The sequence below is a fragment of the Paenibacillus oceani genome (assembly GCF_014705615.1).
Classification (GTDB): Bacteria; Bacillota; Bacilli; order Paenibacillales; family NBRC-103111; genus Paenibacillus_AB; species Paenibacillus_AB oceani.
The window spans coordinates 1-25,624 of the sequence record NZ_JACXJA010000037.1; the positions used below are offsets into that span (position 1 = coordinate 1).

General features: G+C 52.1%; 19 protein-coding genes, 2 pseudogenes and 1 riboswitch. Of the genes and pseudogenes, 16 read left to right on the top strand and 5 right to left on the bottom strand.

All coding sequences use genetic code 11. The annotated features are described in order from the left end of the window. Both IDH45_RS34275 and IDH45_RS23970 read left to right on the top strand, forming a co-directional pair. On the top strand, positions 1-291 hold a 291-nt coding region (locus IDH45_RS34275; protein ID WP_223836921.1), incomplete at its 5' end, for a hypothetical protein. A gap of 1,035 nt (positions 292-1,326) precedes the next feature. Next, positions 1,327-1,962 (top strand): TetR/AcrR family transcriptional regulator, encoded by a 636-nt coding sequence (locus IDH45_RS23970; protein ID WP_190930670.1) that lies wholly within the window; start codon positions 1,327-1,329, stop codon positions 1,960-1,962. A 97-nt stretch (positions 1,963-2,059) separates the two neighbouring features. On the opposite strand, the pseudogene IDH45_RS23975 reads toward IDH45_RS23970, so the two are convergent. Beyond that, positions 2,060-3,308 (bottom strand): annotated as a pseudogene (locus tag IDH45_RS23975) (IS110 family transposase). 269 nt (positions 3,309-3,577) lie between these two features. On the opposite strand from IDH45_RS23975, the gene IDH45_RS23980 reads away from it, so the two are divergent. From IDH45_RS23980 to IDH45_RS23990, 3 genes and pseudogenes are all read left to right on the top strand, one after another. Next, the gene (locus IDH45_RS23980; protein WP_317891277.1) at positions 3,578-4,306 is read left to right on the top strand and encodes an ABC transporter ATP-binding protein; all 729 of its coding nucleotides are present in this window, start codon (positions 3,578-3,580) and stop codon (positions 4,304-4,306) included. Between the two features lie 359 nt (positions 4,307-4,665). Continuing rightward, the gene (locus tag IDH45_RS23985) at positions 4,666-6,546 is read left to right on the top strand and encodes an ABC transporter permease (RefSeq protein ID WP_223836923.1); all 1,881 of its coding nucleotides are present in this window, start codon (positions 4,666-4,668) and stop codon (positions 6,544-6,546) included. A gap of 286 nt (positions 6,547-6,832) precedes the next feature. Beyond that, positions 6,833-7,555 (top strand): annotated as a pseudogene (locus IDH45_RS23990) (carboxymuconolactone decarboxylase family protein); the annotation flags it as partial. A gap of 184 nt (positions 7,556-7,739) precedes the next feature. Here the strand turns inward: IDH45_RS23990 and IDH45_RS23995 are convergent. After that, positions 7,740-8,234, bottom strand: coding sequence for a MarR family winged helix-turn-helix transcriptional regulator (locus IDH45_RS23995; RefSeq protein ID WP_397327103.1), 495 nt, complete (start codon positions 8,232-8,234; stop codon positions 7,740-7,742). A 53-nt stretch (positions 8,235-8,287) separates the two neighbouring features. Here IDH45_RS23995 and IDH45_RS24000 point away from each other — a divergent pair, with 53 nt between their 5' ends. From IDH45_RS24000 to IDH45_RS24010, 3 genes are all read left to right on the top strand, one after another. Continuing rightward, positions 8,288-8,878 carry an MFS transporter gene (locus IDH45_RS24000; protein WP_190930673.1) on the top strand — a complete coding sequence of 197 codons (591 nt, stop codon included), beginning with the start codon at positions 8,288-8,290 and terminating at the stop codon, positions 8,876-8,878. A gap of 336 nt (positions 8,879-9,214) precedes the next feature. Further along, positions 9,215-9,604, top strand: coding sequence for a hypothetical protein (locus tag IDH45_RS24005; RefSeq protein ID WP_190930674.1), 390 nt, complete (start codon positions 9,215-9,217; stop codon positions 9,602-9,604). A gap of 386 nt (positions 9,605-9,990) precedes the next feature. After that, complete coding sequence (locus IDH45_RS24010; RefSeq protein WP_190930675.1) at positions 9,991-10,308, top strand: hypothetical protein; 318 nt, start codon at positions 9,991-9,993, stop codon at positions 10,306-10,308. 79 nt (positions 10,309-10,387) lie between these two features. On the opposite strand, the gene IDH45_RS24015 is transcribed toward IDH45_RS24010, so the two are convergent. After that, entirely contained in the window at positions 10,388-11,134 is a 747-nt protein-coding gene (locus tag IDH45_RS24015; protein ID WP_223836924.1) for an alpha/beta fold hydrolase, read from the bottom strand. Positions 11,135-11,503: 369 nt separating this feature from the next. Then, positions 11,504-11,706, top strand: a riboswitch (cobalamin riboswitch). Positions 11,707-11,993: 287 nt separating this feature from the next. Here IDH45_RS24015 and IDH45_RS24020 point away from each other — a divergent pair. From IDH45_RS24020 to IDH45_RS24055, 8 genes are all read left to right on the top strand, one after another. Further along, positions 11,994-12,986, top strand: coding sequence for an ABC transporter substrate-binding protein (locus IDH45_RS24020; protein WP_190930677.1), 993 nt, complete (start codon positions 11,994-11,996; stop codon positions 12,984-12,986). Between the two features lie 44 nt (positions 12,987-13,030). Further along, positions 13,031-13,858 carry a cobalamin-binding protein gene (locus tag IDH45_RS24025; protein WP_190930678.1) on the top strand — a complete coding sequence of 276 codons (828 nt, stop codon included), beginning with the start codon at positions 13,031-13,033 and terminating at the stop codon, positions 13,856-13,858. Between the two features lie 179 nt (positions 13,859-14,037). Continuing rightward, entirely contained in the window at positions 14,038-14,661 is a 624-nt protein-coding gene (locus tag IDH45_RS24030; RefSeq protein WP_190930679.1) for a GyrI-like domain-containing protein, read from the top strand. Positions 14,662-14,920: 259 nt separating this feature from the next. Beyond that, positions 14,921-15,514, top strand: a complete 594-nt coding sequence (locus tag IDH45_RS24035) for a YdeI/OmpD-associated family protein (RefSeq protein WP_190930680.1) — start codon at positions 14,921-14,923, stop codon at positions 15,512-15,514. A gap of 252 nt (positions 15,515-15,766) precedes the next feature. Next, on the top strand, positions 15,767-16,795 hold the full coding sequence (locus IDH45_RS24040; RefSeq protein ID WP_190930681.1) for a LacI family DNA-binding transcriptional regulator: 1,029 nt from the start codon (positions 15,767-15,769) through the stop codon (positions 16,793-16,795). A 48-nt stretch (positions 16,796-16,843) separates the two neighbouring features. Then, positions 16,844-17,134, top strand: coding sequence for a hypothetical protein (locus IDH45_RS24045; protein ID WP_190930682.1), 291 nt, complete (start codon positions 16,844-16,846; stop codon positions 17,132-17,134). Between the two features lie 114 nt (positions 17,135-17,248). Then, positions 17,249-18,574 carry an ABC transporter substrate-binding protein gene (locus IDH45_RS24050; RefSeq protein ID WP_190930683.1) on the top strand — a complete coding sequence of 442 codons (1,326 nt, stop codon included), beginning with the start codon at positions 17,249-17,251 and terminating at the stop codon, positions 18,572-18,574. Positions 18,575-18,600: 26 nt separating this feature from the next. After that, the gene (locus tag IDH45_RS24055) at positions 18,601-20,343 is read left to right on the top strand and encodes a right-handed parallel beta-helix repeat-containing protein (protein ID WP_190930684.1); all 1,743 of its coding nucleotides are present in this window, start codon (positions 18,601-18,603) and stop codon (positions 20,341-20,343) included. 616 nt (positions 20,344-20,959) lie between these two features. On the opposite strand, the gene IDH45_RS24060 is transcribed toward IDH45_RS24055, so the two are convergent. Next, positions 20,960-23,899, bottom strand: a complete 2,940-nt coding sequence (locus IDH45_RS24060) for a DEAD/DEAH box helicase (RefSeq protein ID WP_190930685.1) — start codon at positions 23,897-23,899, stop codon at positions 20,960-20,962. Then, positions 23,896-25,461: an SWIM zinc finger family protein gene (locus IDH45_RS24065; RefSeq protein WP_190930686.1), complete on the bottom strand. Its 1,566-nt coding sequence runs from the start codon at positions 25,459-25,461 to the stop codon at positions 23,896-23,898. The genes IDH45_RS24060 and IDH45_RS24065 overlap by 4 nt, the downstream gene beginning before the upstream one ends. Between the last annotated feature and the right edge of the window lie 163 nt (positions 25,462-25,624).

Consider the following 25,624-nt stretch of genomic DNA (forward strand, 5'->3'; position numbering starts at 1 on the left):
GGGGAGGGGGAAGAACTGTCCGTTTTCCAGAAGAAGAGTTCTAACCCGCTGGGAAATGCCCTTCTTTTTACAGTTCAGAAACACCCCCTCCCGTTCTTCAACATTGATTCCATGCGCTTTCGAAATTCAGGGTTGGTAAAGCTTAAGCTCGAACCGGGGTCAAACAAAATGGCAGGTCCGCTGGAAACTGTTCCTAGGAAAAATTGCACGGAGATGGGAGCTGTACCGTCAGCACAGGTAATCGTTCAACTTGCGAAAAAATTACGCGCATCCACTCCAACAGCGGTATAGATAGTCAGTGGTGTTGCTACGGCGATCAAGAAATTAGAACAGACTTTATCTTGAGCCATGTGTTCTTCTTTGCAACATGTAAACAGCATTCTTCTTTTGAACCCTTATCACAGTTACAACCGCCCAGTGCTCCCTCCTTTGTAAGTTTACATATATATCCACCTACTTTGCGGGTAGTGTCAGCTTCGCTGGTTAAACCCTAAATGGACTGTCGTTCGCCAGCAATTTAAGAAGATGTGAGTAGACATGAGATTACAAGTACATGTACAAGACGTTTTTTTGAATCCGGAACTTGGACTATTTGACCGATCAGGCGTATGTTGTTGAGACGACAAGAACAGCCCGATTCAAATCCGCATAACTTGCGTTTTTTTGATTGTTGCGCGCCTGGCCAAGCTAAGCACAACTAGCCGGTGAGGGTCCGGCCGAGGTAAGAGCCGAGTCTCCTCGTAGCTGACAGGCAACTGGTGGGGAGATCCTATGGTTGAAGCCCTGTGACAAAGTAACTCCATTAAGGAGTTCGAGCAAAACAGCAGACCGTAACAGAAAGTGAATCCTGCTACATCGTCAGAATTGACTCGTAAGGGGCAAGAGGGAGCCAAGCCCCGTGCTTTGGGCGAAGGCACATGGAACGTGTGAAGCCTTGGAAGCGCAGCACCGAAGAACCCTCTGCTTTAAGGGGAACGGTATGTTGTGAACGTTGTGTCTAGACCCTACGCCGCACGAGATTTAACTCATAGTGAGCGGACCTATAAGCCCAAAAGGTGAAAAGGCTAGCTGTGGGAAGGGAGTCGGAGGGGGCGTACTACCGAGGAAACGAGGACAACAAAGCCTCGTGGAGGAAACCCCTGATTTTCCACGTACCGAAGTCGATCGGATAAATGTTTGAAGAACTTGCAAAAAGAGACCCCCGTTACACGATTCTGCAGGAACATGGTCGTAATAAAATTTAACTTGTGACAAGTCCATTGACATTATGACTTTTAAGTCATAATATATGACTATAAAGTCACAAATAACTGCGGAGGAATTACATTGCCTAAAAGAACTTTTAACCGACTGGATGAAGAGAAGAAAGAAAGAGTCATACGAGCAGCCATAGAAGAATTTCAGGCTCACGGTTTCGAAAAGGCGAAAATAGAAATAATCGCCCAAAATGCGGAAGTCGCCAAGGGTAGCATCTATCAATATTTTGATGATAAAAAAGAATTGTTTTTGTATTCCGTCACATGGGCGCTGAACTATTTTATGATGGTGATCGACAGACAAACTCCATTGAAAGAGATGGATGTCTATGATTACTTTCTCTCTGGAAACCGCGAACGTTTTGAGCTGTTAAAGAAAGAGCCTCTGCTTGTTGCGTTCTCGACGGATATCGCATCAGGCAAATACGGCAACCTGACGAAGGAAGCCAATGACGAATTGAACAGGATCGGTGAGGAATATGAGCTAAAGCTGATTGCTAACGGCAAAAAAAGAGGAACGATTCGCAACGACCTGGACGACAGCATTCTTTTGCTGTTTTTTCAGGGGGTAACGGAAAAGTTTACGGCAGTCATTATGGCAAAGGCCAAGGAGTTTGAGGGCGAGCTTACGGAAGAACAGCTTAACGAAGTGGAGAGCCTTTTGAAAAGCATGGTTACCTTATTAAAACAAGGAATGGAGAGATAAGTCTGAAATCCTTAGCCAACGCACGCAGTAACGGAAATGAGCATGCCAAACAAGCCGTTCTCTAAACGACTTTTGGTAATTTATGGTTTAATCAAAGTCAAGTCTTAGCGGCCATAATACGGTAACCCTGGGCTTGAGCCAATTTAATCGCCTGTTCTACCGTGATTTCACGGTCTACTGGGCGAATGTCGGATTTCTTGTACAAATCAGGGTTATAAGGTTCTTTGTTCTTCATAATGTGATAGATGGCCGTTAACAGCATTCGCGCAATCGCAATAATCGCGCGATTTGTGGCCTCTGCGCCTCTTGAGTTGCAAGTAGCGGTTTCGAATTTCGGGATGCTTTTCGCTTTTGACGACAGCGGTGGCACACTGAACCAAAAGCGGCTTGATGTAGATGCCAGCTCTCGAAATCCTGACTGACTTTCTCTTGCCGGCGCTCTGATCATTAGAAGGTGTAAGTCCTGCCCAAGAACACAAATGCTTGGCTGTCAGGAACACGTCCATATTTACACCGATTTCCGAAACCACGGCAATGGCGGAAAAGATGTTTTTGAAGGACGGAACAGTCAAGATCAAGTGGAGTTCTTCTGAGTAGGCGTCGGCAAGGGAAAGGATAATCGCTTCCAATTCAGCTTTGCGGGATTCAAGGTCTTCGTAATGTTGTCTAATGACCTTGATTTTCCCGGCCTGCTCGGGTGTAATAAAGCCGTCAATCGCAAGCGCAAGTTCAGGAAGTTTGCCTTTCAAGGAGCCGTGAATCAGCGGTTCAAGATCAAAAGAGGTATCCGCCGGATCGTCCAGCAGCTTGTCGATGATATTCATGGCGCTTTTGCCGAATGTATCCGAAACGACACTGCCAAGCTGGATATTCGAAACCGTCAGGCTGTTTTGAAGCCGATTCTTCTCACTTGACGTAAAGTTCGTTAGCTTGAAGCGGTAACGCATCAAGTCGCGCAACTGTCGGATCGGCAAGGGTGGCATAAAGCTTCCAGCGACAAGATCGTGTTTGAACAAGTCGGCAATCCACTTTACATCCTTCTTGTCTGTTTTCTTGCCGCGAATGGCTTTGACGTACTTCGGATGCGCGAGTGTGATGTTGCAGGAATGCTCCAGCATGTTGAACACGGGAATCCAGTATTTCCCGGTCGATTCCATGCAGACATCTTTGCAGTCATGCTCACAAAGCCACTGTGACAGCTCATTCAACCCTTTGGTGAAGGTAGAAAAGCGATGGCTTTTGAAAGTCGTGACGCCTTTGCTATTGGTGGAAGCGATGCACGCGACCACGAAGGTTTTGTGCACGTCGATTCCGCAGCAAATGGGATAAACAATTTTTAAGGCCATAGAGAAGCTCCTTTCTGTGAGGTACAGAGATAGCCAGCAGGGACTGATTGCCCAGCTATAAACGAGTTGTTTATCAAAGATAAGTCTGCGTGCTCGAGGCGACACTTATTTGTGCTTGGAAAGGCAATCTACACATATAACTATGCGGTCACCCGATAAAAGCAGTGGCCCACTCACCTCCGCGTGATTTGTAGTGTACTGAATATCTCTGCAACTCTAGAATACAAAAAAATCGCCCGAGGCGAACGGATTTCATTCCGTTTTGTGCCTTGAGCGAAGCGAAAGGAATGGGCATAACTATGTTTATTGCGGTTGAGGATTTGAAAAAGAACTATTATACAGGCAAAAGCAAAACTGAGGTATTGAAAGGGGTAAGTCTTGGGCTTGAAAAAGGACAAACAGGTGTCATACTCGGCCCTTCCGGCTCGGGAAAATCAACGCTGATGAACATTATCGGCGGCGTGGACCTTGCGGACAGCGGCAGTATCTGTGTAGACGGACTGGAGCTCGCTGCGCTTAACGACGATCAACTGACGGATTACCGCAGGGATTCGGTTGGCTTTATATTTCAGTTTTACAATCTCGTACCGAATCTTACCGTCATGGAAAATATCGAGGTGGTATCCAATATATCCAAAGCTCCGCTCGATATGAACGAGGTGCTGAAAGCGGTTGGCCTGGAAACGAAAAAAAAGAAATTCCCTAGAGAGCTATCCGGAGGTGAGCAGCAGCGTGTCGCGATAGCCCGCGCCATTGTCAAGAATCCGAAGCTGCTTTTGTGCGACGAGCCGACCGGTGCGTTGGATTATGAGACATCCCGCAGTGTGCTTTCTCTTTTACAGAAAATAAATCGCGATTTGGGAACGACCATCCTGATGATCACCCACAACGCCGCTATCGGCGAAATGGCGAATGTGGTCTACAAGGTACGCAGCGGGGAGATCGTGGAGACAATCCGGAATGAAGAAACAACCGCAGCGGAAAGGATTGAGTGGTAATGACACTGCTAAAAAAAGTAACAAGGACCATGCTGGAGCATAAATCCAGGTACATTGGCTCTATACTTCTATTGATGATCAGCAGTATGATGCTTGTCATGTTAAATATGACATCGGCCAATTTGATTCATACGTTCAATACGTTTTCCGAACGGAACGTTTTGTCCGACGCGGAGTTTTCTACCGATACCGCGATTGACGCGACCGCTCTCAGCCGACAATTTGCCGCGAAGCTTGAACTTGGCGGCACGGCGGACAGCGAGGTGAAGCCCGGTCAAACGCTGCGGGTGTTTCCGATGATGAACGCCGTCAATATTCCCGCCGTTCAGGAGGGGAACGTACCGGGCCGTTCGGAAATTATGCTCGACCGCCTGTTTGCCGAAACAAACGGCTACCAAATCGGCGACACTATCCATGTTGAAAACAAAAATTATACCGTTTCGGGTTATATGCTACTGCCTCATTTTATTTATATTATCCAGTCGAAAGATACAATGATGAACGACCCTAAAACCTTCGGCGTCGGTGTTGTCGGCAAAGCGGATTTTGATTCCATGCCGGATCGGAATAAGGTGTACGCCATTCGATTCGACGAGAGAGGAAATATTAAATCTCAGGAAGCGGCAGTAAAAAACGCGCTGCGGTCGCAGGGCGTCCACATAACGAACTGGCAAAGCACAGAAAAGAAAGTTAATGTATCCTACGTTCCTATGAAGGCAAGCGTACAATCCACGATGAGCGCAGTTGTGCCGCTTGCCATGCTTGCGCTCACCTGTGTTTTGCTTGGAATGCTGATGTGGCGGATGATCAGAAGCGAATCCGTCATCATCGGGACATTGTACGCGCAAGGTTATAGAAAACGGGAATTGCGCCGCCACTATTTAATGTTCCCGTTAATAGTGTCGGTCATCGGCTCGGCGGTCGGTTCCATATTGGGGTTATTGATGGTGGGCCCCGTATTTAACTTTATGCTGGTGGCCTTTCCTATGCCGGTTTATGAAACGATATTGAATCCATGGCTGGTGATTATCGCCGTGCTGCTTCCGGTTATTATTCTTTGCAGCGTCACATGGAGCGTTATCGGCAAAGTTTTAAAAACGCCTCCGGCCATACTTATGAAAGGCGGAGAAACCAAAAGAAAAACGAATTTTATAGAACGGAACCTGCGGCTTGACCGTATGAATTTCAATACAAAGTTCCAGATCAGAGAGCAGGTTCGCAGCTTATCGAGAAGCTTATTGCTGTTGTTCGGGGTCGTTGTCGCCACAATGCTTATCTTGTACGGTTTTGCGATGAAAAGCTCAGTTGACTATATGCTCAATAAAGGCGTGAAGGAGATGTACAACCTTAAATATGAGTATGTTTTCAAATCGGAGAAAACCGGAACTGCGCCCGCAGGAACCGACCCGTTCGGCGCAGCGTATGTAAGCCTTGTAAATAATGATGAAATCAGCTTTTATATTACCGGCGTTCTGCCCGGTACCGAGAAGATCATACTGAAAGACGGCTCCGGGCAAACGCTTAAGCAGGATTTCAACATTATAACGGCGCCGCTGGCGCAAAAGCTGAGTGTGAGCGCAGGCGACAGCGTAACCGTGTTCGATATGGAAAACGGGAAGGAGCATACGTTTGTAATTGAAAAAGTGGCGGAGACGTATGCCGGCGAATTTCTGTTTATGCCGCTCGACCGATTTAATAAAGAGTTTGGCTTGCCTACGGATGCTTACATCGGTATTTGGAGCGACGAGCCGATGAACTTTTCTCAGGGCGAGCTTCAGAATACCAAATCCATCGATGCTATCATCGCAGGCTTCGGCAGCTTGATCAATCAGATGGCGCCAATGATTTACGGCTTAATCTTTGCTGCATTTATTGTCGGTCTGATTATCATCTATATTGTAACCGGCATGATGGTTGACGAAAGCCGGGGTAGCATATCGCTAATGAAGGTGTTCGGATACAAAAAGAAGGAAATCCATATATTGGTATTGGGCAGCAATACCCTCATTGTTGCGGCAGGATTTCTGCTTGGTATTCCCGCTTTGCTGGGAAGCATAGGCGCGCTGTATCAATCGCTCACAGAGTCGTTGCAGCTCGTAATGCCGGTCAAACTTAATTTCCTCTATATGGTGCTCGGTTTTGTTATTGTAATGATTACGTTTGAGTTTGCAAAGCGGATGTGCAGAAAAAAAGTAGCCCGTATCCCGATGAGCGAGGCATTGAAGGCGGGGGCGGAATAAGATAATCGCATTTTTAAAGGAGGAAACCTAATGGAACATGAAATGAAGAACATCGCGGATAGCGCGGCACCGGTGAATGGTCGGCAAAAGCGATGGGGGATGAAGCGGCCGACAGAGGCTCGCATCCCGCTGATGGATGTATCCGCACTATCGGAAGAACAGCGCAAGATAGCTGGAATTGGAGCGTCGAACGTTCTTAGAATGCTTGCTCACCGCGGGGATTTGATGGAGACTTGGTTGGTTTTCGGAGCGCATCTCGTAACCGGAGGGGGGGCCCTTCCGGACACGCGAGATGGCGATTCTGCGGGTCGGACTTCGTTCCTCCTGCGAGTATGAGTGGGCCAACCATGTTCCCGGAGCCCTCATTGCCGGCGTAACCGCATCCGAGATTGAATCCCTTGCGAAAGGCACGGGTACGTGGTCCGACGCTGACGCGGCAGTACTGGACTTGGTCGATGACCTCTGTGCGGACAACTGCGCTTCAGAAAAGACCTGGAAGGCGCTGACAGCGACTCGCGACGAGGGAGAGATCATCGAATTGCTGATGCTGATCGGCTTCTACCGGATGAACGCCGGATTGCTGAATTCACTGGGGGTACAGCCCGAGCCTGGGCGCCCCCGCCTCGGCCAAAGTATGTCCTACGAGGTGCCTATGCCTTCGAAACGGCCGATCAGTACCTCTGCGGCTGGAACACCATCAGAGGCGAAACCGGACGGGACATGGCAGTTGAAATTTCACCACCCCGCCGCGACGCAGGAACTCCAGCTCGTGATAGAGACGAGGGAGGGTGTCTTGTCCGGAACGCTTGCCAATGAGGCAGCAGGTATCATCGTACCGATCTCAGATGTTTCGGTAAACGGGTGCCATGTAACGTTCACGTCTGAGATGACGAAACCGTTTCCGGTAACCATCACCTGGAATGGAACGATCGACGGCGACTTCTTCGCGGGTACAACCACGTTCCGTGATGCAGGCTCGTTCCCGTTTGATGGTACGAGGGTCGGTTAGATCAACTTAAGCCAATGCTTTAGTTCGACAAGCGGATCAGCCTGAAGATTATACCGGGTTTTTCGTCCGACCTTCAGAATTGCGCGATACATGGAAAGATTTGATAAATAGCATATTCTATTCTTCGACATATCAAAACACCAGAACCCCGTCGTAAACGGATTTCTGGTGTTTTTGAATATCTTCAAGAAGAAGATTTGTTGCCTGTAGTGGAGCTAAGAATATGAATCTGCTCTCCTAGGACAGTACTTGCTTTGCCTAAAAACTGTGTAATGAGCTCAAGTTCTTCAACCGTATAGGAGGAAGCCAGTTTAACCAACGCGCTGTGAAGCGGAAGGTAAGCATTGCTCACCTCTTGTTTATTTTCGTACAAAGGGACAATAATCACTTTGCGCCGGTCACTCGGATCATTTTGCCTACGTACATAACCCAGCTTTTCAAGCCGGTCAATTAATGCCGTCACGCTGCCCGTTGCAAGTCCTGTTAGTTTTGACAATTCACCGGCCGTGATCGGACCTTTTTCACGTAGGATATCCACGGAGATAAAATCATTATTGTTTAGCCCGAGTGAGGCAGCTATACGATCCTGGTATAAAATCATTCGGTCTCCCAGTCCACGCATGCTTAAGGTGAAATTTTCCTGTAATTCAGTTGGTTGATCTTTTTGATGGCTTGACAAAAAACAAACCTCCCTTAGCTTCTGTGGCCGGTCCGTTGCTCGGTGGATTGCTTGTGGAGGCAAACCTTTTTGATTTAGGCTGGCGAACTAGTTTTTTGGGTAAACGTTCCAATTGGTATCCTATGCCTTATTCTTGGCATTCGATTTTACCCGAATCACATGAACACAGCTCTACGAGACTCGACCTGATTGGTGCATTTCTCGCTGCACATGCATCCGTATTCGTGCTATTACCTCTCGTACAGGGCCGTGAATGGGGGTGGCCTTGGTGGAGCTTTGCGCTGCTTGCCTTGTCCATTCCGACAACAGCGCTCTTGATTGCGAGGGAGAACGGTTTGGCGGCACGGGGCGTTCAACCGATACTCGACCCAGCCCTTTTTCGCGGCAGGGCATTTACCACCGGCCTGTGTGCTTCGTTGTTATTCTATGGTTGCATCGGCTCCTTTTTTCTCTTGCTTGCGCTCTACCTTCAACTCGGCACTGAACGGGATGCGCTTGAAACCGGCCTGATCATTCTTCCTTACGCGCTTGGATCTCTCATTACATCGGGAATTGGCGTCCAATTTGCTTATCGTGCCGGTCGTGCCTTACTAGTGTCCGGCAGTTTACTTCTCGCGCTCTCCCAGTTGTATAAAAGGTGCTAATAGTTGAAAGGGATGCTCTTCCTGATAAACCCGTAAATCGAACCGGCACTCCCCAAGCCTTTCAACCCCATCGATTAACCCTCGCGGCAGTTTGATTCTAGGGCGGTTCTTCCCAGACTTTATAGAGGAGTTACTGGAAAACGGAGCCCCATCGAGTCAAGGAAAGCCTTTTCACTTGATCTTTCCTCACGGAAACATGAAAATAGTAACCCCGGGGAAGGATGCGATGTTCTGTCCGATGCGCTGTAATTATTGGAATCGTTATTCGCGCAGCTTGTAGAATTCAAAGTACTGTTCGCTGTGCTAACATTATCATTTGTCGAAGAGTTATCGGCGTTGATCGTATTGTCCGTTTCGTTATCGCCCGTCCTCGCCGATGAACTATTGGTCGAAGTATTGTCGCCCGTTGTCGAAGTGCTTGGCCCCGCACTTGATGTAGCATCCGTATCCGACGTATTGTTCGACCCGGCTTTGCGTGTATTTGTTTTACTTACGGAGGCTGTGAAGGTTGTGCCTGTCGAATTGTTTATACGCTTTTTCAAAGTTTTCGTTCGTGGTTTTCTTTTACATCGCCGTTTTTTACTTTTCTTTTCCGCTTACCGACGGTCACAAGTTATCTTTAGCTTTTTTAGTCCGACCATTTCTTTTTTTTGTTTTTTCGACGGCTTGCCTTGTCTCTATGCCCGGTCTGATTTCTCATCATTAACCTCCTCGTTCGAAATATGAAGACATAGTATGCTATTGGTGCTTGATAAATCAGAAACGGCATTTATTCCTCGGACAAACGTTCAATTATGACCGCAGTTTATTCTACGTACATTCCGCAGCAATTTAAATCCGCAAAGCTAATGAAAGAAGATAACATTCAGGAAGATAAGTCCGAAATGAAAAAAATAACTTGCGCGGCGTGGAAGTGCGAAGAGTCTGTTTACGGAATGGGTGTCTGTAAAGCTCATTACGACGAATGGAATATGGAATCAGTCGGCGGGTCGGCTGAAACTAGAACGAAAGGACGTAAAACTAAACAACGCTAGCACGATCTTATTTACGAAAAGAAGTACCCGAGGATTATTCAACTATATCAGGGATCGTACATATAGGATGGAGGTCAGGTGAATTCATTTGCCTGCTCCGGCGAATCAATCAGGTCGAGTTCAGAAAAGGAAGCGGAAATCCGGGTGCAGTATGTCTACACCGGAGAAGTGATGCGGACGGAACTGACAACATCTGAGGAGGGGCAGCCGAAGTGGCAGAACATTAGCGAAGTGCCGCCACTCCTGACCTCTGTATTTCTGCAAGCGGTCTGGCAGCATCTGATGACGGAGGGCTGCCTGCACAAGGAACGGATGTATACGGGTACGATGGCCGTAGACCATACGGGCCGACCGTTGGTGCACTGGAATGAGCTGATAGACCCTCTCGTATTCTGAAAAGCCAACCGTTCATCCATTCAGATAACCTGATCCAGACTCCTCCACAGTAACGTCATGGGTACAATTCGGTCCCCGATCAGTCCCGGCCCGCCTCATAAAGCTTCTGCGCCACCATGGCCGGCCTTGTGCGCGTATCCGTAAAGTGGTCCCCATCGCCGACGATCAGGCGGAACAAACCTAGCCGTGCGGACATATGCGGATTCCAGCCGAAGCCTTCTCCTTGCGGCAGTACGTTGTCTTGGTAGAAATAGACATAGCTTTTGGGCGTAGGCAGCGTATAGAACACTTGTAGATCCAGTTTCTCGAATAGCGGCTTCGCCGGCTCCGGACGGACACTTGTGTAAAACTGTTTGGCTTGCTCCAAGGTTGCCGTATTGACGAACAACTCCCGAAACAGCGGAAACGGAAGCGGGATGGTATCGTCCTCCGATCCGGCTCTGAGCTGCTCGAAGCTTTGCCTTGTCTGAGGCGGCAGCTCGTCGGCAACCGACTCGCCGTCTTTCAGGACGAACGCGTCCCAGAACACGAGACGTTTGATGCGGTCCGGTATCTGCTCGGCCGCCTTCTGGATGACCGATCCGCCGAAGCTGTGCCCGACGAGAACGATATCGCGCAGGTTGAGCCTCATGATAAAGGCGACGACGGACTTCGTGATCATCGCATGCGAGACATGTTTGTTCGGATCTGTGCCGTGACCTGCGTACTCTGGCGTATGAACGTCATGCCCTTGACTGCGCAGCGCCGCAGCTACGCCGTCCCAAAAGTGAGCGTCGGCCCAAGAGCCATGCACAAGCACGAAAGTAAGCCGCTGCTGGTCGGACATCCGCCAGCTTTCGTCCGATTCTAAAGCGCGACGCCTCCAGTGCAATCCGCCTTCGGAATAGGGGGAACTATAATGTCCGCGGGGACGAAACCAATAATCGGAATAGGGAAATTGATGAATTTCCGGGCGATAAGGAAACAAGGTAAACATCCTCTCCACAATGACATAGCTCAGTTTATGTCCAATGTGTTGGAGAGGTACCCGAGCACGATCCTTCGCTAACGAACAGGACACGATTGTAAAGCGATCCTATCTTCATTGGACGTGGTCCTTCCACCGGCCGAGTGAGCAAATTGAAACAAGCATAGCATCCCAGCCCATGCTGTGGTATAATCGCCAGAGTGAAATGAGCTTGACTCTAGTGAAAGAACTGTATCAGCCAGTAGGTGCCCAGTGTTCGGTGCAAGACGACCGGATGCCGGGTTAAAAGGGAAGCCGGTGCGAATCCGGCGCGGTCCCGCCACTGTGTATCGGGGAGAACTCCACAAGCCACTGTTCCTTACGAGGGATGGGAAGGCGGGGAACTCGCAATGCCCGAGAGCCAGGAAACCTGCCTATCTGCGCTTCAGCCAACGACATCCTTCGCGGAAAAGGATTGGGCTATCCAGCGATTTGATTTTTACCAGCATGGTTGCAGCCATGCGCGTGAGCGGACCGGTGACGGGCGCGACGCGCTGCAGCGCCGTTTTTTTGGCGTCATGGCGGCGTTCCGCCGTTGCGCCGTGCCTGGCAAATCCTTGATGTGCTGCCCCTTCCTCCGGAACGGGGTTTTTGATGTTGCGCCGTACGGCGGATACGGGCTTTCAGCACCCTCAAGCCGTTCTCTACAATTTCAAACCGGAGAGGAACGAAACGCTTCATGAACAAGATTACCGCACTATTACTCGTTATCCTTCTTAGCTTCTCGATCGCTGCTTGCGGGGCGAAGAGCGGGGAAGAATCTGCTGTGAAAAACGGGGCGTCCCCGGCGGGAGAGACGGCGGCCCCCAAACAAACAGATGCCGCTGCCACCGCCACCAAATACCCGCTTACCTTGAAAGATACGACCGGAACCGAAATAACGCTGCAAAAAGCGCCTCAGCGCATCGCTTCCACTTCCACGGCCGAAACGGAAATTTTGTTCGCGCTCGGACTGGGCGACCGGATCGTCGGCGTAACGGATTTCGATAACTATCCGGAAGCGGCGAAGTCGAAGCCGAAGCTGGGCGGCGTTTCCGCTCCGAACGTGGAAGCCGTGCTGGCGGCGAATGCCGACCTGGTCATTACCGGCATATCCATCAAGGACGACGCGCTGGGCAAGCTGCGCTCACTGAACCTGCCGCTGTACAAATTCGAACCGAAATCGATCGACGATATTATCGCCAACGTTTTGATCATCGGACAATTGACCGATAAGAATAAGGAAGCCAAAGAACTGGCCGACAAGATGAAGAAGGACATCGACAGCATCAAAACCGCCGTCGGCACCGTCAAGCCGGACCAGAAGAAAAAAGTATACATCGAGTTTTCGCCGGGCTGGACGGTTGGCAAGGGCGAGTTTATGGACGAGGTGCTGACGCTGGCCGGCGGCATTAACATCGCTGCGGATACGAAAGGTTACAACAAGATCAACGAAGAGAAAATTATCCAGGACAACCCGGCTGTCATTTTCTATACGACCGGCACGAAAGATAAAGCGGGTCTTACGCTTGACCAGATCATCAAAGGACGCAACGGATGGGATAAAATCGATGCCGTCAAAAACAACCAGCTCGTCGGCGTCGATCAGGATACGCTGAACCGCCCGGGTCCCCGTATTGTGGATGGCTTGCGGACGATTGCAAAAGGCATCTATCCCGATCTGATCCAATAAGAGACAGCCACTCGCGTTAAGGAAGCCGAAGGGAGTGTCATGCCATGAGAATCATATCGATCAGTCCTAGCAATTCGGAATTGCTAGGTTTTATGGGGCTCGACCGGCATATCGTCGGGGTCGATAAGTATACAGACTGGCCGTCCAGCACGAACGGGCTGCCGAAGCTCGGCTCGGATTTGAACATTGATATGGATGCGGTGGAGGCGCTGCGTCCGGATCTGGTGCTCGCATCGCTGACGGTACCCGGCATGGAGAAGAACATCGCCGCCCTGGAGGAACGGGGCCTGCCGTATATTACGCTTAATCCCAAAACGCTGACGGATATCGCCGAATGCCTGACCGCCCTAGGCGAGGCACTGGACGATCCGGATCGGGCCAGAGCGGCCCGGAACAAATACGAGGACCGCCTCGCTTATTATGCGGAATTGAGCCGGCGCTGTATCGACAAGCCCTCCCTTTATTGGGAATGGTGGCCCAAGCCGGTGTTCACGCCTGCCGGCGGCAACTGGCTGACCGGCATCAGCGAGCTGGCCGGCGCCGTCAACGTATTCGCGGGTGAGCCCGCGGCCAAGGTCAAGACCGATTGGGACGACGTTTTGCGCCGCGACCCGGACTATATTTTACTCGCCTGGGTCGGCGTCAGAGAACAGCAGGTCAAGCCGGACGTCGTCCGCAACCGTCCCGGTTCCGAAGGAATGCGGGCCGTCACCGAGGGACGGATTCACGTCATGGAGGAATCGCTGTATTGCCGGCCGTCGCCGCTGCTTGTAGCGGGCTTGAGCAAACTCGGCCATATGCTGCATCCGGATATCTATCCTCCTTTTGATGCCGAGGAGATAGCGCGCTGGCTGGGCGATAAGGCGATCTGATTGTAGAGATCATCATAAGGAAAGCAGGCTGTCGGCGGTGTCCGGCGGCCTGCTTCTTTGTGGTGCGCGCAATAACCCGGTACTGAGCCACAGATCGAAACTATATGATAAAATATGACATGCTGTTGTCGTATTTACTAGTATATAGTAGTGTCAAACGTGTAAGAGGAGTGATCGCCATGAGCAAAAAAATAGAATATAAAAAAGACTACAAATCCATCTACGTTCCGGGAAGCAGCCCGGTTATTATGGATATCGAAGAGATGCCGTTTATTAGGATTAGCGGTGAAGGCGATCCGAACGGCGAGGAGTTTGCCCGGGCGACAGAAGCCTTGTACAGCTTGAGCTACGCGGTTAAGATGTCATACAAACAGAAAGACGTGCCCGCCGGTTACTATGAATATACCGTTTTTCCGCTTGAGGGAATTTGGGACTTGATCGACAAGTCAAAACCGCCCACGGATAAGAGTAATTTGAAATACACGCTTATGATACGCCAACCCGACTTTCTGACAAGCGCGTTATTCCTTGCATTTGTAGAACAAACGAAAAGGAAAAAACCAAATCCTTACCTCGATCAGCTTACTTTCGGTACGATGACGGATGGATTATGCTGCCAAATGATGCACATCGGAAGCTTTGACAGCGAACCGGAAAGCTTTTTGAGGATGGAATCCTATTACAGGGAACAAGGATATGTGCGTTCCGATAAAACTCACAGGGAAATCTATTTATCCGACCCGCGCAGGACGGATCAGTCAAAAATGAAGACGGTTTTGAGATTTCCAGTAAAACGAAAGTAAGGATAGAGGAGCAATAGGGGAATAAACGGAATGTATAAAATAACGAATGGACCGAAGGTGACCGATCGGCATCGTCTGACGAGCTTCGCCCGCAGTGCTTAGCGGGTGAGGCTATTCGTCGTTTGGATGCGCGCTTGGTTCATGCAAAGTTTAAAATGTTGTTTACAAGACACCAAATGGTGTCATATAATCAAAATAGTCACCGAATGGTGTCTGATTGGGAAGTCGCCACAATGTTTACGCAAAGGGGTATACATGGATGATAAAAGGTACGAGAAATCATAAGATTGATCCATTTTTTAGCAAGGCTAAAAACTGGAAGGAAGAGTTCGAGATGCTGAGAGAAATCGTACTTGACTGCGAGCTGACCGAAGAGTTTAAGTGGATGCATCCTTGTTATACGTATCAGAACAAAAACATCGTATTAATCCATGGGTTTAAAGAGTACTGCGCGCTGTTGTTTCACAAAGGCGCCTTGTTAAAAGATCCTCACGGAATTCTTGTCCAACAAACAAAAAATGTACAAGCAGCGCGCCAGATCCGGTTCACCAGCCTGCAACAAATAGAAGAAATGCAGCTTATTCTGAAATCCTATGTCGACGAAGCGATCGCAGTCGAAAAAGCCGGTTTGCAAGTGAACTATAACAAAAGTACGGACTACATCATTCCGGAAGAATTGCAAAATAAATTCGTCGAAATCCCTGACCTGAAAACTTGTTTCGAAGCATTGACGCCAGGAAGGCAGCGAGCATACATTCTATATTTTTCCGCACCCAAGCAATCCAAAACTCGTGAGTCCAGGGTTGAAAAATATTTGCCGCATATTCTCAGCGGTAAAGGATTAGATGATTAATATCGGAACTTCAGGCAGTTGATCCCAGGGTCGGCTGCTTTTTGATTTTTGTTTCAAAAAAATGGAAAAATGCTAACCGGAAAGCATCGGTGACCGCATCAGGATTGCCGGGCTTGAGCAAAAAGGAAATATTGTGCAAAATGAGAGTATGGGACAAGCAGAAAAAAATCTGCGGGCAAAACAAATAAAGGATTGAAATTTGTGCACACGTTTGTTATTCTGTATTCAGATCTGGAGGGTAGGCTTACAATCATGATTACAATCAAAGATATTGCTAAAGCAGCAGGTGTTAATCATTCAACAGTTTCACGGGCGCTCAGGGACGACTTGCGTGTCAGCACAGCCATGCGGGAGAAAATACACACGATTGCAAAACAGATGAATTATGTTCCGAATTTGGCGGCCAAAAAGCTGGTAAGGCAAAAAACCAACTTCGTCGGATTAATCTGGCCGCCGCGGGAAGGGCTGTTTTTCTACAACATGAACTTGCAGCTCCAGCTGGAAGGGATTAAACGGGGCTACCGGGTGATGCAGATTATGGACGGCCTGACGGACTCGCTGCAAGCGTTCCGGCAGTTTGGCGTCGATCATGTGATGTTTTGGGATGCGTATTCGGCGCTGCCTGCGTCATTTGCAGTGGAGCGTCAGCGGTTCCCGGGGCGAGTGCTGGCGCTGGGTGGGTACAACAAATCGGAGGGGGTGGATTGGCTGGCGGTCGACCGCAGCGGAGCGCTGCTGCAAGCGGTGCGTCACTTGTCGGCATTGGGCCACCGGCAGTTGGCCTACGCGGGAGGGCAGAAAAACAAGCAAAAAATGTACGGTTTCTTGCAAGGGATTGCCGAATGCAAGGCGGACTATACGCCGGAACACTTTTTCGACTATTTCGGAACTACGTTTGAAGATGATGTGCACGCGGTTTTCCAGAAGCCTGATCGACCAAGCGCGATCGTCGTCGATTCGCAGCATTGTCTGTTTCGGTTGATGCGTGCGCTGCGGCCCATCCGTGTGCGCGTCCCGGATGATGTCTCAGTCGTTGTCTACGACGATACACCGGAGATGAGCGCATTTGAGATCGCTTTCACGACAGTTGGCCCGTCCATCCCGGAGCTGGCCGTCAAGGCGTGGGACATTATGACCGCTGAGCCGGAGCCTGGCGGGGAGCGTGAACTGGTGGAGGCGATGATCGGAGCGGTACTGGTGCCTCGAGAGTCGGCAATTCCGTTCAGACCGGAGACGGGATGCTCGTTCCATGCGTCAGCGACAGGGAACAAGCCCGAGTAGAAGCTGGGCGGGCGGACAGGTAGCGGGAGTACGGAGGGGGTGCCGCGTATGACGGTGGAGCGAGGTTTGGTCAGCCGCAGGAAGCTGCATGCTCCCAGCCTGGCCGCGGCGCTGCCGTATGCGGACAGACGCCGGCCGGTGATCGGCAGCTTGGCGGTACTGTCGCTTCCGCCGTATACGAAAGAGACAGTTGGGGAGAGCGGTTCTACCTTTCGGCTGCCTTCTGGCGCATTTTTGAGAGCGCTTCCATATCGATCGGATACGTACTGGGTCATCCAGAACGCGAGTCAGACCGGCTTTGCGATGCAGGGAAAGAACGATCAACGGCTAACGAAATAAACATGCGGAAACCATTGGTGAATGGGGAATGGGGACCTCGATCCGCAGAAGCGCGGAGCGTAACCGCTTTGATGAACATGGGATCGACCTTAATAAACAAGGGGGATTGACAGGATGATCAGAGCGATGCGAAGTACGGCGGCAGCAGTTTGTCTCACGACTGCGATGCTCGTCAGTGCATGCGGGGGAAGCGCGGGCGGAAACACAGCCGGACAACCGAAAACGCCGGAAGGCGTAACGAACGTACCGGAAAAACCGAAAGAAAACATTACGCTGAGAATGCTGCAGGATGGAGCAACCATCTCCGACGAGGAGTTCGCCAATCTGATCGCCGCGCCGGTAAAGGCGAAATTCCCCCACATTACGGTGGAAATGGTCCGGCTCGGCAAAGGAGAGGCGAGTATCGAGAGCATGCTGGCCCGAGGTGACTTCCCGGACTTTATGTTTACCACCTATCCGCGTATCAAGGCGCACCGGGATCTCGGGACTGCGCTCGATCTGAGCGCTTTGATCCAAACCCACAAGCTCGATATGAACCGGTTTGACGCGGCGGCTCTGGAGACTTCGCGCGTGTACGGCGACGGCAAATATTACGGGATTCCGTTTTCGCTCAACTTTCTGGCCTTTTTCTACAACAAGGACTTGTTCGACCAGTTCGGCGTCAGCTACCCGAAGGAAGGCATGACTTGGGAGGAAACGATCGCGATGGCGCGTTCCTTCTCCCGCACCGTCGGAGGCGTCACCTTTAAAGGCATCATGCTGCCGGGAATTACGGACTTGAGCACGCAGCTAACGCTGCCCCGGGTCGATCTGAAGACGAATAAGGCGATGATTGCTTCCGACGGCTGGAGACAGGTGTTTGACGTGATCAAGGCCGCCAACGACATTCCGGGTAACCAGAACCAAGTGCTGGACGATTTCCTGGTGAATCAGACGCTGGCGATGCTGCCCAGCTACGACGCCCGGTTCGCAGCGCTGGAGAAGCTGCACGGCACGCCGAACAATTTCAACTGGGACATTACGCAATTCCCCAGCTTTAAGGGATATCCGAACCGGAGCCTGGCTTCGTCAGGGCACTTCCTCCTCGTGTCCGCGTCGACGAAGAAGAAGGATGAGGCGTTCGAGGTCATCAAGCTGCTGACCAGCAATGAGATCCAGAACCTGATTACCGAGCACGGCAGATTTACGTCTCTGCGGGACGAAGCGATTCGCAACCGGTACGGCGTGAATATGAAATCGATGCAGGGCAAAAACATCAGCGTCGTGTTCAAAAGCGCGTTTGCGCCTCCGTTCACGCCTACCCCTTACGACGCGATTGCCTCGAGGCATTTAAACGAAGCGGTGAAAAAGCTGAATGCCGGACAGTCGGACATCAACACGATTATGCGGGAAGCGGAGGAATTAACCAATCGGGATATTGAAGCGGAATTGAAAAAATAGCTGCACCATACAAAGGGAGGAATCGTATGAAGACGCACGATCAAGCGCCGGAGATGCTGCCTGTAAGCAGAAGAAAAATGTTGTTGTCGATGGGAGTCGCCGGAATCTCGATGTTTGCCGGATCGTTGGCAGTGCGGGGGCAAGGCATCGGCGGGACGGTACGGCATAGCGTGTACGGCGGCGGTCCGGAGGAAGAATGCCTGCTGCGCGCAGCGGGAGCGGTCAGCGTAGCGGATTTTGGAGCGGCGGGCGACGGAGTGACGGACGATACGGCGGCGTTCCGCAACGCCGCATTAACCGGCCAAACGCTGATCGTGCCGAAAACGGACGTCTTTTATAAAGTCAGCGGGACGATTGTGATCCGCAATTCGATCTACGGCATCGGCATGCCGGAAATCCGCATGGTGGGTACGGACGGCACAGCGGAGAAGCGTATGCTGGCGATCGTCTCTTACAAGGGCAGCGGGCTGCATGTCTCCGGCCTTCATCTGAACGGCCAATATACAGGCGGTACGGCGGGGGAGCAGTCGCACTTGCTGCGCGTCACCGATTCCCGGCATGTTTACATCCATCACAACCGGTTCAATTCGGCCTACGGGGACTGCGTTTATTTCGGGTCGGACTATTTGGGCCCGTGCGAAGACGTGCATGTATACAGCAATATGCTGATCGATCCGAGGCGATGCGCGATAGCGATCGTATCCGCACGGCGGGTCTGGGTGCGGGACAATGTGATGCTGGACGGGTTTGACTACGTGGCGACGATCGATATCGAGCCGAATCATACTTCTTCGGGTTCGGATATAGTGGAGGACGTCTGGATCGAAAATAACGTATACGATACCGTTGGGGTGTTTATTAATTCGTATAATCCGAACGCTGCATTCAAGAACAAACGGATGACGATTCGCGGCAATCAGGGACAGGCCCGCTATTTTTTTCGCTGCAATGCTGGGGAGATCGGCAATACCGAAGATGTCAGCATTACCGACAACATCTTCTACGGCTCGGTGGGGGATGCGAGGATGTTCACGACCGGACGGGTCCAAAAGGGGCTGGAGATCCGCGGCAACCGCGATGCGGGGACAGGCGCGGCCGGATGGAACATCGCCAATGCCGAGGCGCCGGTCATCTGCCACAATACCATTGAAGTCAATCGTGCTATAGCTATGTCCGTACGAAATTGCAACCGTGTCCTGCTGTGCGGCAACACGATCAAGCATGTGTATTCCAGCTACGGCGCCATCCGGTTTGCAGGTCCCGAGCCGTCCGCGGGCAATGTGATCTCGCATAATGTCCTCGTCGGCACCGATTACGGCATCCGGTTCGACACGGCAGTCACCGACACGATCGTGAGCGGCAATTCGATCGAAGCAGCCAGGCAGTGCATTTTCCTGGCTGTGGAGGCGAGCGGATCGGACGTGCGTATTACTCCGGACAACGTGTTCACCGGTGCCGGCGAACCGGTGGGCAATGCCAGGTATGCGCGGCGGTTGATGACTCCGGAAGGGCTGGCCAAGGGCGCGACGATCAGCTGGGCCGAAAGCGTGCCTACGGCCGGGGATTGGGTACGGGGATCATTGGTGTATAGGACGGACACGAGTTCTTCGGATTACGTCGGCTGGGTATGTGTAACCGGCGGAACGCCCGGCGTGTGGGAGCCGTTTGGCCGGATCGGAGAAGAGCGGCTGGTGCTCCGTTCGCCTTTGGGCAGCCGGTATGCCGTGACCGTAACCGATACCGGTACGCTGCAAACCGCGCCGTTGTGAGCGATCGGGATGAAACGATTTTTGTCTTTACGTGACCCGTACCGTTCAGTAGACTGCAGGAAATAAAAGAAGTGCGGGGGAAGTGAGCAGGGTGTCACATCAGAATCATAGGGAAGACGGGCACGGGGCACGGCGCATTGGCGGATTCGTTCTCGATTGACGGCAGCGTAACAGACAGCTATCGCGATCGCCAGACTACGACTAGATGAGACACGGGAAATGGCGAAACCCAATTGACGGCCGATATGGAAAAACAAAGTACCTTTGCCAATTGGGACTTTACGGACATATGGAGTATCGAAGAAGGCAACGGTTATCCTACTTTGCGATGGCCGGATTAAATACCGGCAAGAAGGAACGCATACGAATGGTTTGTATCCTTTATATTGTGCTAAAACCGGCCTGGACACCGAATAAGAGCGGTTTGAGGCTGTAAAAATCGGCGAAAAGGATGCACATCCCGTCCGTCGGTTGAAATAAGGGGTACAAACCGCCTCTATTCGTCTCTGTCATCCTCTATTGCTGAGAATAAAGGATGGCAGAGACTTTTATTTGGTTAATCAGCGTGATCAGCGTCGCTCGCAAGCGAAGGCAACCGACTACGAACCGAACCGTTTTACCACGATTGCCGCAGCATGAACAGGTCGCGAAGCTCGTCGTTCGACAGCTCGGTAATCCAGCCTTCGGAGGAGGAGATGACGTTTTCGCTCAAGCTCATCTTGCTCTCCAGCATCTCGTCGATTTTCTCCTCCAATGTACCGAGGGAAATGAACTTGTGCACCTGCACGTTGCGCTTCTGTCCCATCCGATAAGCGCGGTCGGTCGCTTGGTTCTCGACAGCCGGGTTCCACCAGCGATCGAAGTGGAAGACGTGGTTGGCCGCCGTCAGGTTGAGGCCGACTCCGCCAGCTTTCAGCGACAGGACGAAAATGCCGGGCCCCGAACCGTCTCCCGCCTGGAACGTGTCAATCATCTGATCGCGTTCCGCTTTGGGTGTGCTGCCATTCAGGTACAGCACGGGCTCGCCCCGGTGCACCCGCAGCACGTCAGCCAACATGCGGCCCATGCCTACATACTGGGTAAAGATCAGACAGGAATCGCCCTCGTCCCGCAGCTCGTCGACCATGGCAACGAGTCGTTCCAGCTTCGCAGACCGGGTGATGAACGCATCCCGGTGTTCTTCGAGCTGTAAGATTTCCTCAGGCGGAACAGCTTCCTTCGTCAACAGCACAGGATGGTCGCACAACTGCTTGAGTTGGGTCAAGGCGGCGAGAATGGCTCCCTTGCGTTCGATCCCCTCCAGATTGTTCATCCGCTCCAGCAACTGCTTAACCGACTGCTCGTAAAGCGCTCCCTGCTCGGCGGTCAGGTTGATATACACTTTCATCTCCTGCTTGTCCGGCAGATCGAGCTGGATGGCAGGATCGGTCTTCTTGCGCCGCAGCATGAACGGCTTGACGAGCTTCTGGAGCTGTGCCGTCCGCTCCGCATCCTGATGCCTCTCGATCGGAGTGGCGAACCGATGCTGGAACCCGCGCTGATTTCCCAGGTATCCCGGGTTGAGGAAGTCGTAGATCGACCACAGCTCCGACAACCGGTTCTCAATCGGCGTTCCGGTCATGGCAATGCGATGTGTTGCCTGAAGGGAACGGATGGCGACCGATTGCTTGTTCTGCGCGTTTTTGATGTTCTGGGCTTCGTCGAGACAAAGGGAGCTCCATACGATCTCCTGCAGCACTTCCTGATCCAGCAGCGCTGTCGTATAAGAGGTGATGACGATATCCGTATCCTTCACAGCCTCAGCAATCTCCCCGCGGGCGAGCCGTCCCTTCCCGTAGTGAAGCGTAACCTTCAGTTCAGGGGCGAATCGGGCAAGCTCCTTCTGCCAATTGCCGAGCACGGAAGTGGGACAGATGAGCAGGGCGGGGAAGGCGGATTCACTCCGGTGCCGGAGCAAATAGGTGATGAACTGAATCGTTTTACCGAGTCCCATATCATCGGCGAGACAGGCGCCCAGCCCGAACGTTCTCAGATGGCTAAGCCAGGTGAACCCTTCGCGCTGGTAGCCGCGCAGCTCAGCGCGAAGTCCGTCAGGTACTGGCAGCGGTGCTAATTCCGACGGCTGCCCGAGCTGGCGGATCAGCGCCAATAGGTGAGTATTCAACTCCACCTCAAGTTGCAACTGATCTTCCTCGTCTGCGGGATCGTCCTCATCTTCTCGGGATGAGCGTCCGTTCTTGCCAGTCCCTTCCTGCTCCGATTCACTTAACAAGTGGAGTTGGAGAACGTCTTGCAGGGACAAGCCTTCTTCCGGATTCACGCTTGCCATGAGCCTCCTGATTTTCTCCAGCAGGGCAGGGTCCAGAACGACCCATTCGCCGCGGAAGCGGATTAACCGCTCTTTACGGCTCAGCAGCTCTGCGAATTCGGCTTCGTTCAGGTCCGCATCGCCGATCGCAATGCGCCAGTCGAAGTCGACCAAGGCGTTCAGCCCGAATAATGACTGGCCTCGGCCGCCTGCATCCGGCGCCACCTGTGCGCGCAGGCGAGGCTTCCGCTTCGAGGCGGCTTCCCACCAGCCGGGCAGCATGACATTCCAGCCGTCACTGAGCAATTGGCGGCTGTCCGTGGTCAGGAAGTGCCAGGCGGCTTCGTCGCTTAACGGGGCAGCGAACAGTTCACCGCGGCTGACCGTGTTCGGAAGCGCCGCCAGGAGTCTCGTTGCCCAACCGGGAGAACGCTCCCGGATGAAAGGGCTCCAGTCGGGCGACCATACGCCGGAAGTATGCCCGTCTGCTGCGAGCCGGACCGGTACAAGCGCCGATCCGTCGCTCTTGTCCTGCAGCACCAGACGCAGGCGCCATTCGTCTTGCTCTTCGTCCGGCTCAAGCAATTGCAGGATAGGGCGGAAGGGGGCCAGATCGGGTTTCCAGCCGAGCGATATGAGCCACTCCTCCTCTGTCAGCGCCAGAGCTGAGTCTGCCGGCTGCGGCCGCTGGAACAAGGCGGGATATTCCCGCCGCAGATCGGATACAGCGGCTTCGTCCGCGTAATGCTTCATCGATACGGCGGCCGAGAAGGCGGAGCGCAATCCGCTCAGGTTGCCGCCGGAGGCGTCCAGACTGGTTAGCGCCTCCCAATTGAGCTGTTCCAGCTCTGCGGAATCCGCATCCCACGTCCATTGCAGATCCCCATTCCGGTAAGCGCTGAAGCTGGGCATGTAACGTCCCGCTTGGGCTTCTTGGTATAGGAGCGGCGCAGCCTCGAATAATCCTTTCGTTCCTTCGTCCCCGCCTTCCCAGCGGAGAACGTCCATATGATTCGGCTCGGCGAAGAAGGGGAGCACCATCTCCGAAGGGAGGACCGTCACGATAAGATCCCCGGCCCGCTGCAGCTCCAGTGTTGTTCCGTAGCAGGAGGGCTCGTGCCAGGCGAACAATAATTTGCGGAATGTCTCTCCGCCAACCGGGCGTCCGTCCTCCAGCCCCCATAACAAGGCGTCTCCGGCATCCGTAATTAAGCCATATATAGTCATATCATGTAGTTTCGCACTCATTCCAGCAGCTTTCCTTTCTTTAATTCCTCATGCAGTGCCCGCAGCCGGCTGTGACGTTCCATGAACCGAGAGAGAAAGCTGTCCCAACGCTCGATCTGCTTCATCTTCTTGTACACTTTTGCCAGCCGTTTCATCAGCTTGACCGCCGCCTTGTAATCTTTGCGGTTTTTGAGGGCGACGTAATGCTCGATAGCTTGATGGTAATAAGGGAGAAGCAGCTCAGGCGCCTCCTTCTCGATAGGCTGCAGGACACTTACCTTATGGTGAAAGGGATCGTGTTCCAGAAGGATCTGCGTCTCGATCCATGCCTTCCAGTTATGCCGCTCGTACAGCATATTCTCGATCACTTTGGCGGAATGGGGAAGCATCTCTTCCAGAACGTTCCATAGCAGCTCCTCGGCTTCAGGAACATGCCGGGCCGCTTCTTTCCAAAACCCGAAATAGGTTAAACGTTCCTTGGTTACAGGACCATAGAAATGCGAGGCTGATCGATTCAGCCAATCCGCCAGCGCGCCCCACTGACCGGAACTGGACAGGAGATCCATAAAGGAGAGCAGCAGACTCGCCGGAGCTTTATCTAACATACCGCCAGCTTCTAACGCCGTCCACGCTTCGCTGCTTTTGGATTGATGCAGAAGCAGGAACGCTTTTGCCGCTGCAAGGGATGAGGAGTCACGCCCTGCGATTTGCCGCTCGACGGCGTCTAACTCTTGAGACACCCAGTAACCGGCTTCGGGCTGGGGGGCAATCCAGTATTTCCACACTGCCGCATACAGGCCGTAACCCAAGTACTTGTGGCCGCTCTCTTCCGCCAACTGCCGCCGCAGGATGCTTAACGTCTGCTCCAGACGATCCGCAGCCATCGTGCAATTGAACTGGGGCGCTGTCTGTTGCAGGAAGGCATGCGCTTCATCGTACAGACGGTATGTGGCATACGAAAAATTAATGACGGGACTCCCCCCGGCGACCAAATCGAAAATCTTCTGCAGAATAAACAAGAACTGATGCAGTTCGAAGTAAATCAAGTCCGCCGTCGCAGACAGAGCGGAACCCTTCAAGAGAGTAGCCAACGGAACCCGCAGCGCCTGTAAGTACATCCCCTGATCATAACTGGGTTTCACCAGAGAAGTAGCCTGGTTCATATATTCATGCCAGTCGGATACACTCATGCGGGCCAATTCCTGGAGCAGGGACTCGGCAGACGGAGTCGCTGCGGTCCGCACCAGATGCTGCTTGGCATTCACAATCTGGGCAGCCGGGTAGCCGAGCCGGTCGGCCAGCTCCATCATAACCGCAGCCTGATGCTTGCAGCAGGTGTGGACGGGGCAAGTGCAAAAGCTGAAAGCGAGCTGTTCCAATTGGAGTGTGACTGTATAGTCTTCATGGCCGGTTACCTTCGCCTGAACCGTACGGTTCTCGGTAATGTTCAGGGCGACGACGTATTGTTGTTTGAAATATTGAAATCCCCGACTCAAGGTGACGTCGTTGAAAGATTTCGCGGCATATTTCAGAACCTGTAACCATTTCTCATCGTTTAACGGCGGATTAGCACTTTTTGTCATAGCAGAACTCCTTGCAGCAAATAAAGATCGTATTCCCCTATTATAAAGCGACAGGCGATGAAATGAGAAGAGTCTCTATTGCAAAGTCCTGGTAAGTTCCCCGTACATTTCCCCATGTCATACCTCCACATGAATCTTTTGTCCTATGCCGTACTTGCCTTGG

What these genes read in the sequence shown, in the direction of transcription:
- IDH45_RS23985 (WP_223836923.1), top strand. Translation starts at nt 4,666, where the DNA reads ATGCTCGACCGCCTGTTTGCCGAAACAAACGGCTACCAAATCGGCGAC.
- IDH45_RS24015 (WP_223836924.1), bottom strand. Translation starts at nt 11,134, where the DNA reads ATGTCCGACCAGCAGCGGCTTACTTTCGTGCTTGTGCATGGCTCTTGG.
- IDH45_RS24020 (WP_190930677.1), top strand. Translation starts at nt 11,994, where the DNA reads ATGAACAAGATTACCGCACTATTACTCGTTATCCTTCTTAGCTTCTCG.
- IDH45_RS24025 (WP_190930678.1), top strand. Translation starts at nt 13,031, where the DNA reads ATGAGAATCATATCGATCAGTCCTAGCAATTCGGAATTGCTAGGTTTT.
- IDH45_RS24030 (WP_190930679.1), top strand. Translation starts at nt 14,038, where the DNA reads ATGAGCAAAAAAATAGAATATAAAAAAGACTACAAATCCATCTACGTT.
- IDH45_RS24035 (WP_190930680.1), top strand. Translation starts at nt 14,921, where the DNA reads ATGATAAAAGGTACGAGAAATCATAAGATTGATCCATTTTTTAGCAAG.
- IDH45_RS24040 (WP_190930681.1), top strand. Translation starts at nt 15,767, where the DNA reads ATGATTACAATCAAAGATATTGCTAAAGCAGCAGGTGTTAATCATTCA.
- IDH45_RS24045 (WP_190930682.1), top strand. Translation starts at nt 16,844, where the DNA reads ATGACGGTGGAGCGAGGTTTGGTCAGCCGCAGGAAGCTGCATGCTCCC.
- IDH45_RS24050 (WP_190930683.1), top strand. Translation starts at nt 17,249, where the DNA reads ATGATCAGAGCGATGCGAAGTACGGCGGCAGCAGTTTGTCTCACGACT.
- IDH45_RS24055 (WP_190930684.1), top strand. Translation starts at nt 18,601, where the DNA reads ATGAAGACGCACGATCAAGCGCCGGAGATGCTGCCTGTAAGCAGAAGA.
- IDH45_RS24060 (WP_190930685.1), bottom strand. Translation starts at nt 23,899, where the DNA reads ATGAGTGCGAAACTACATGATATGACTATATATGGCTTAATTACGGAT.
- IDH45_RS24065 (WP_190930686.1), bottom strand. Translation starts at nt 25,461, where the DNA reads ATGACAAAAAGTGCTAATCCGCCGTTAAACGATGAGAAATGGTTACAG.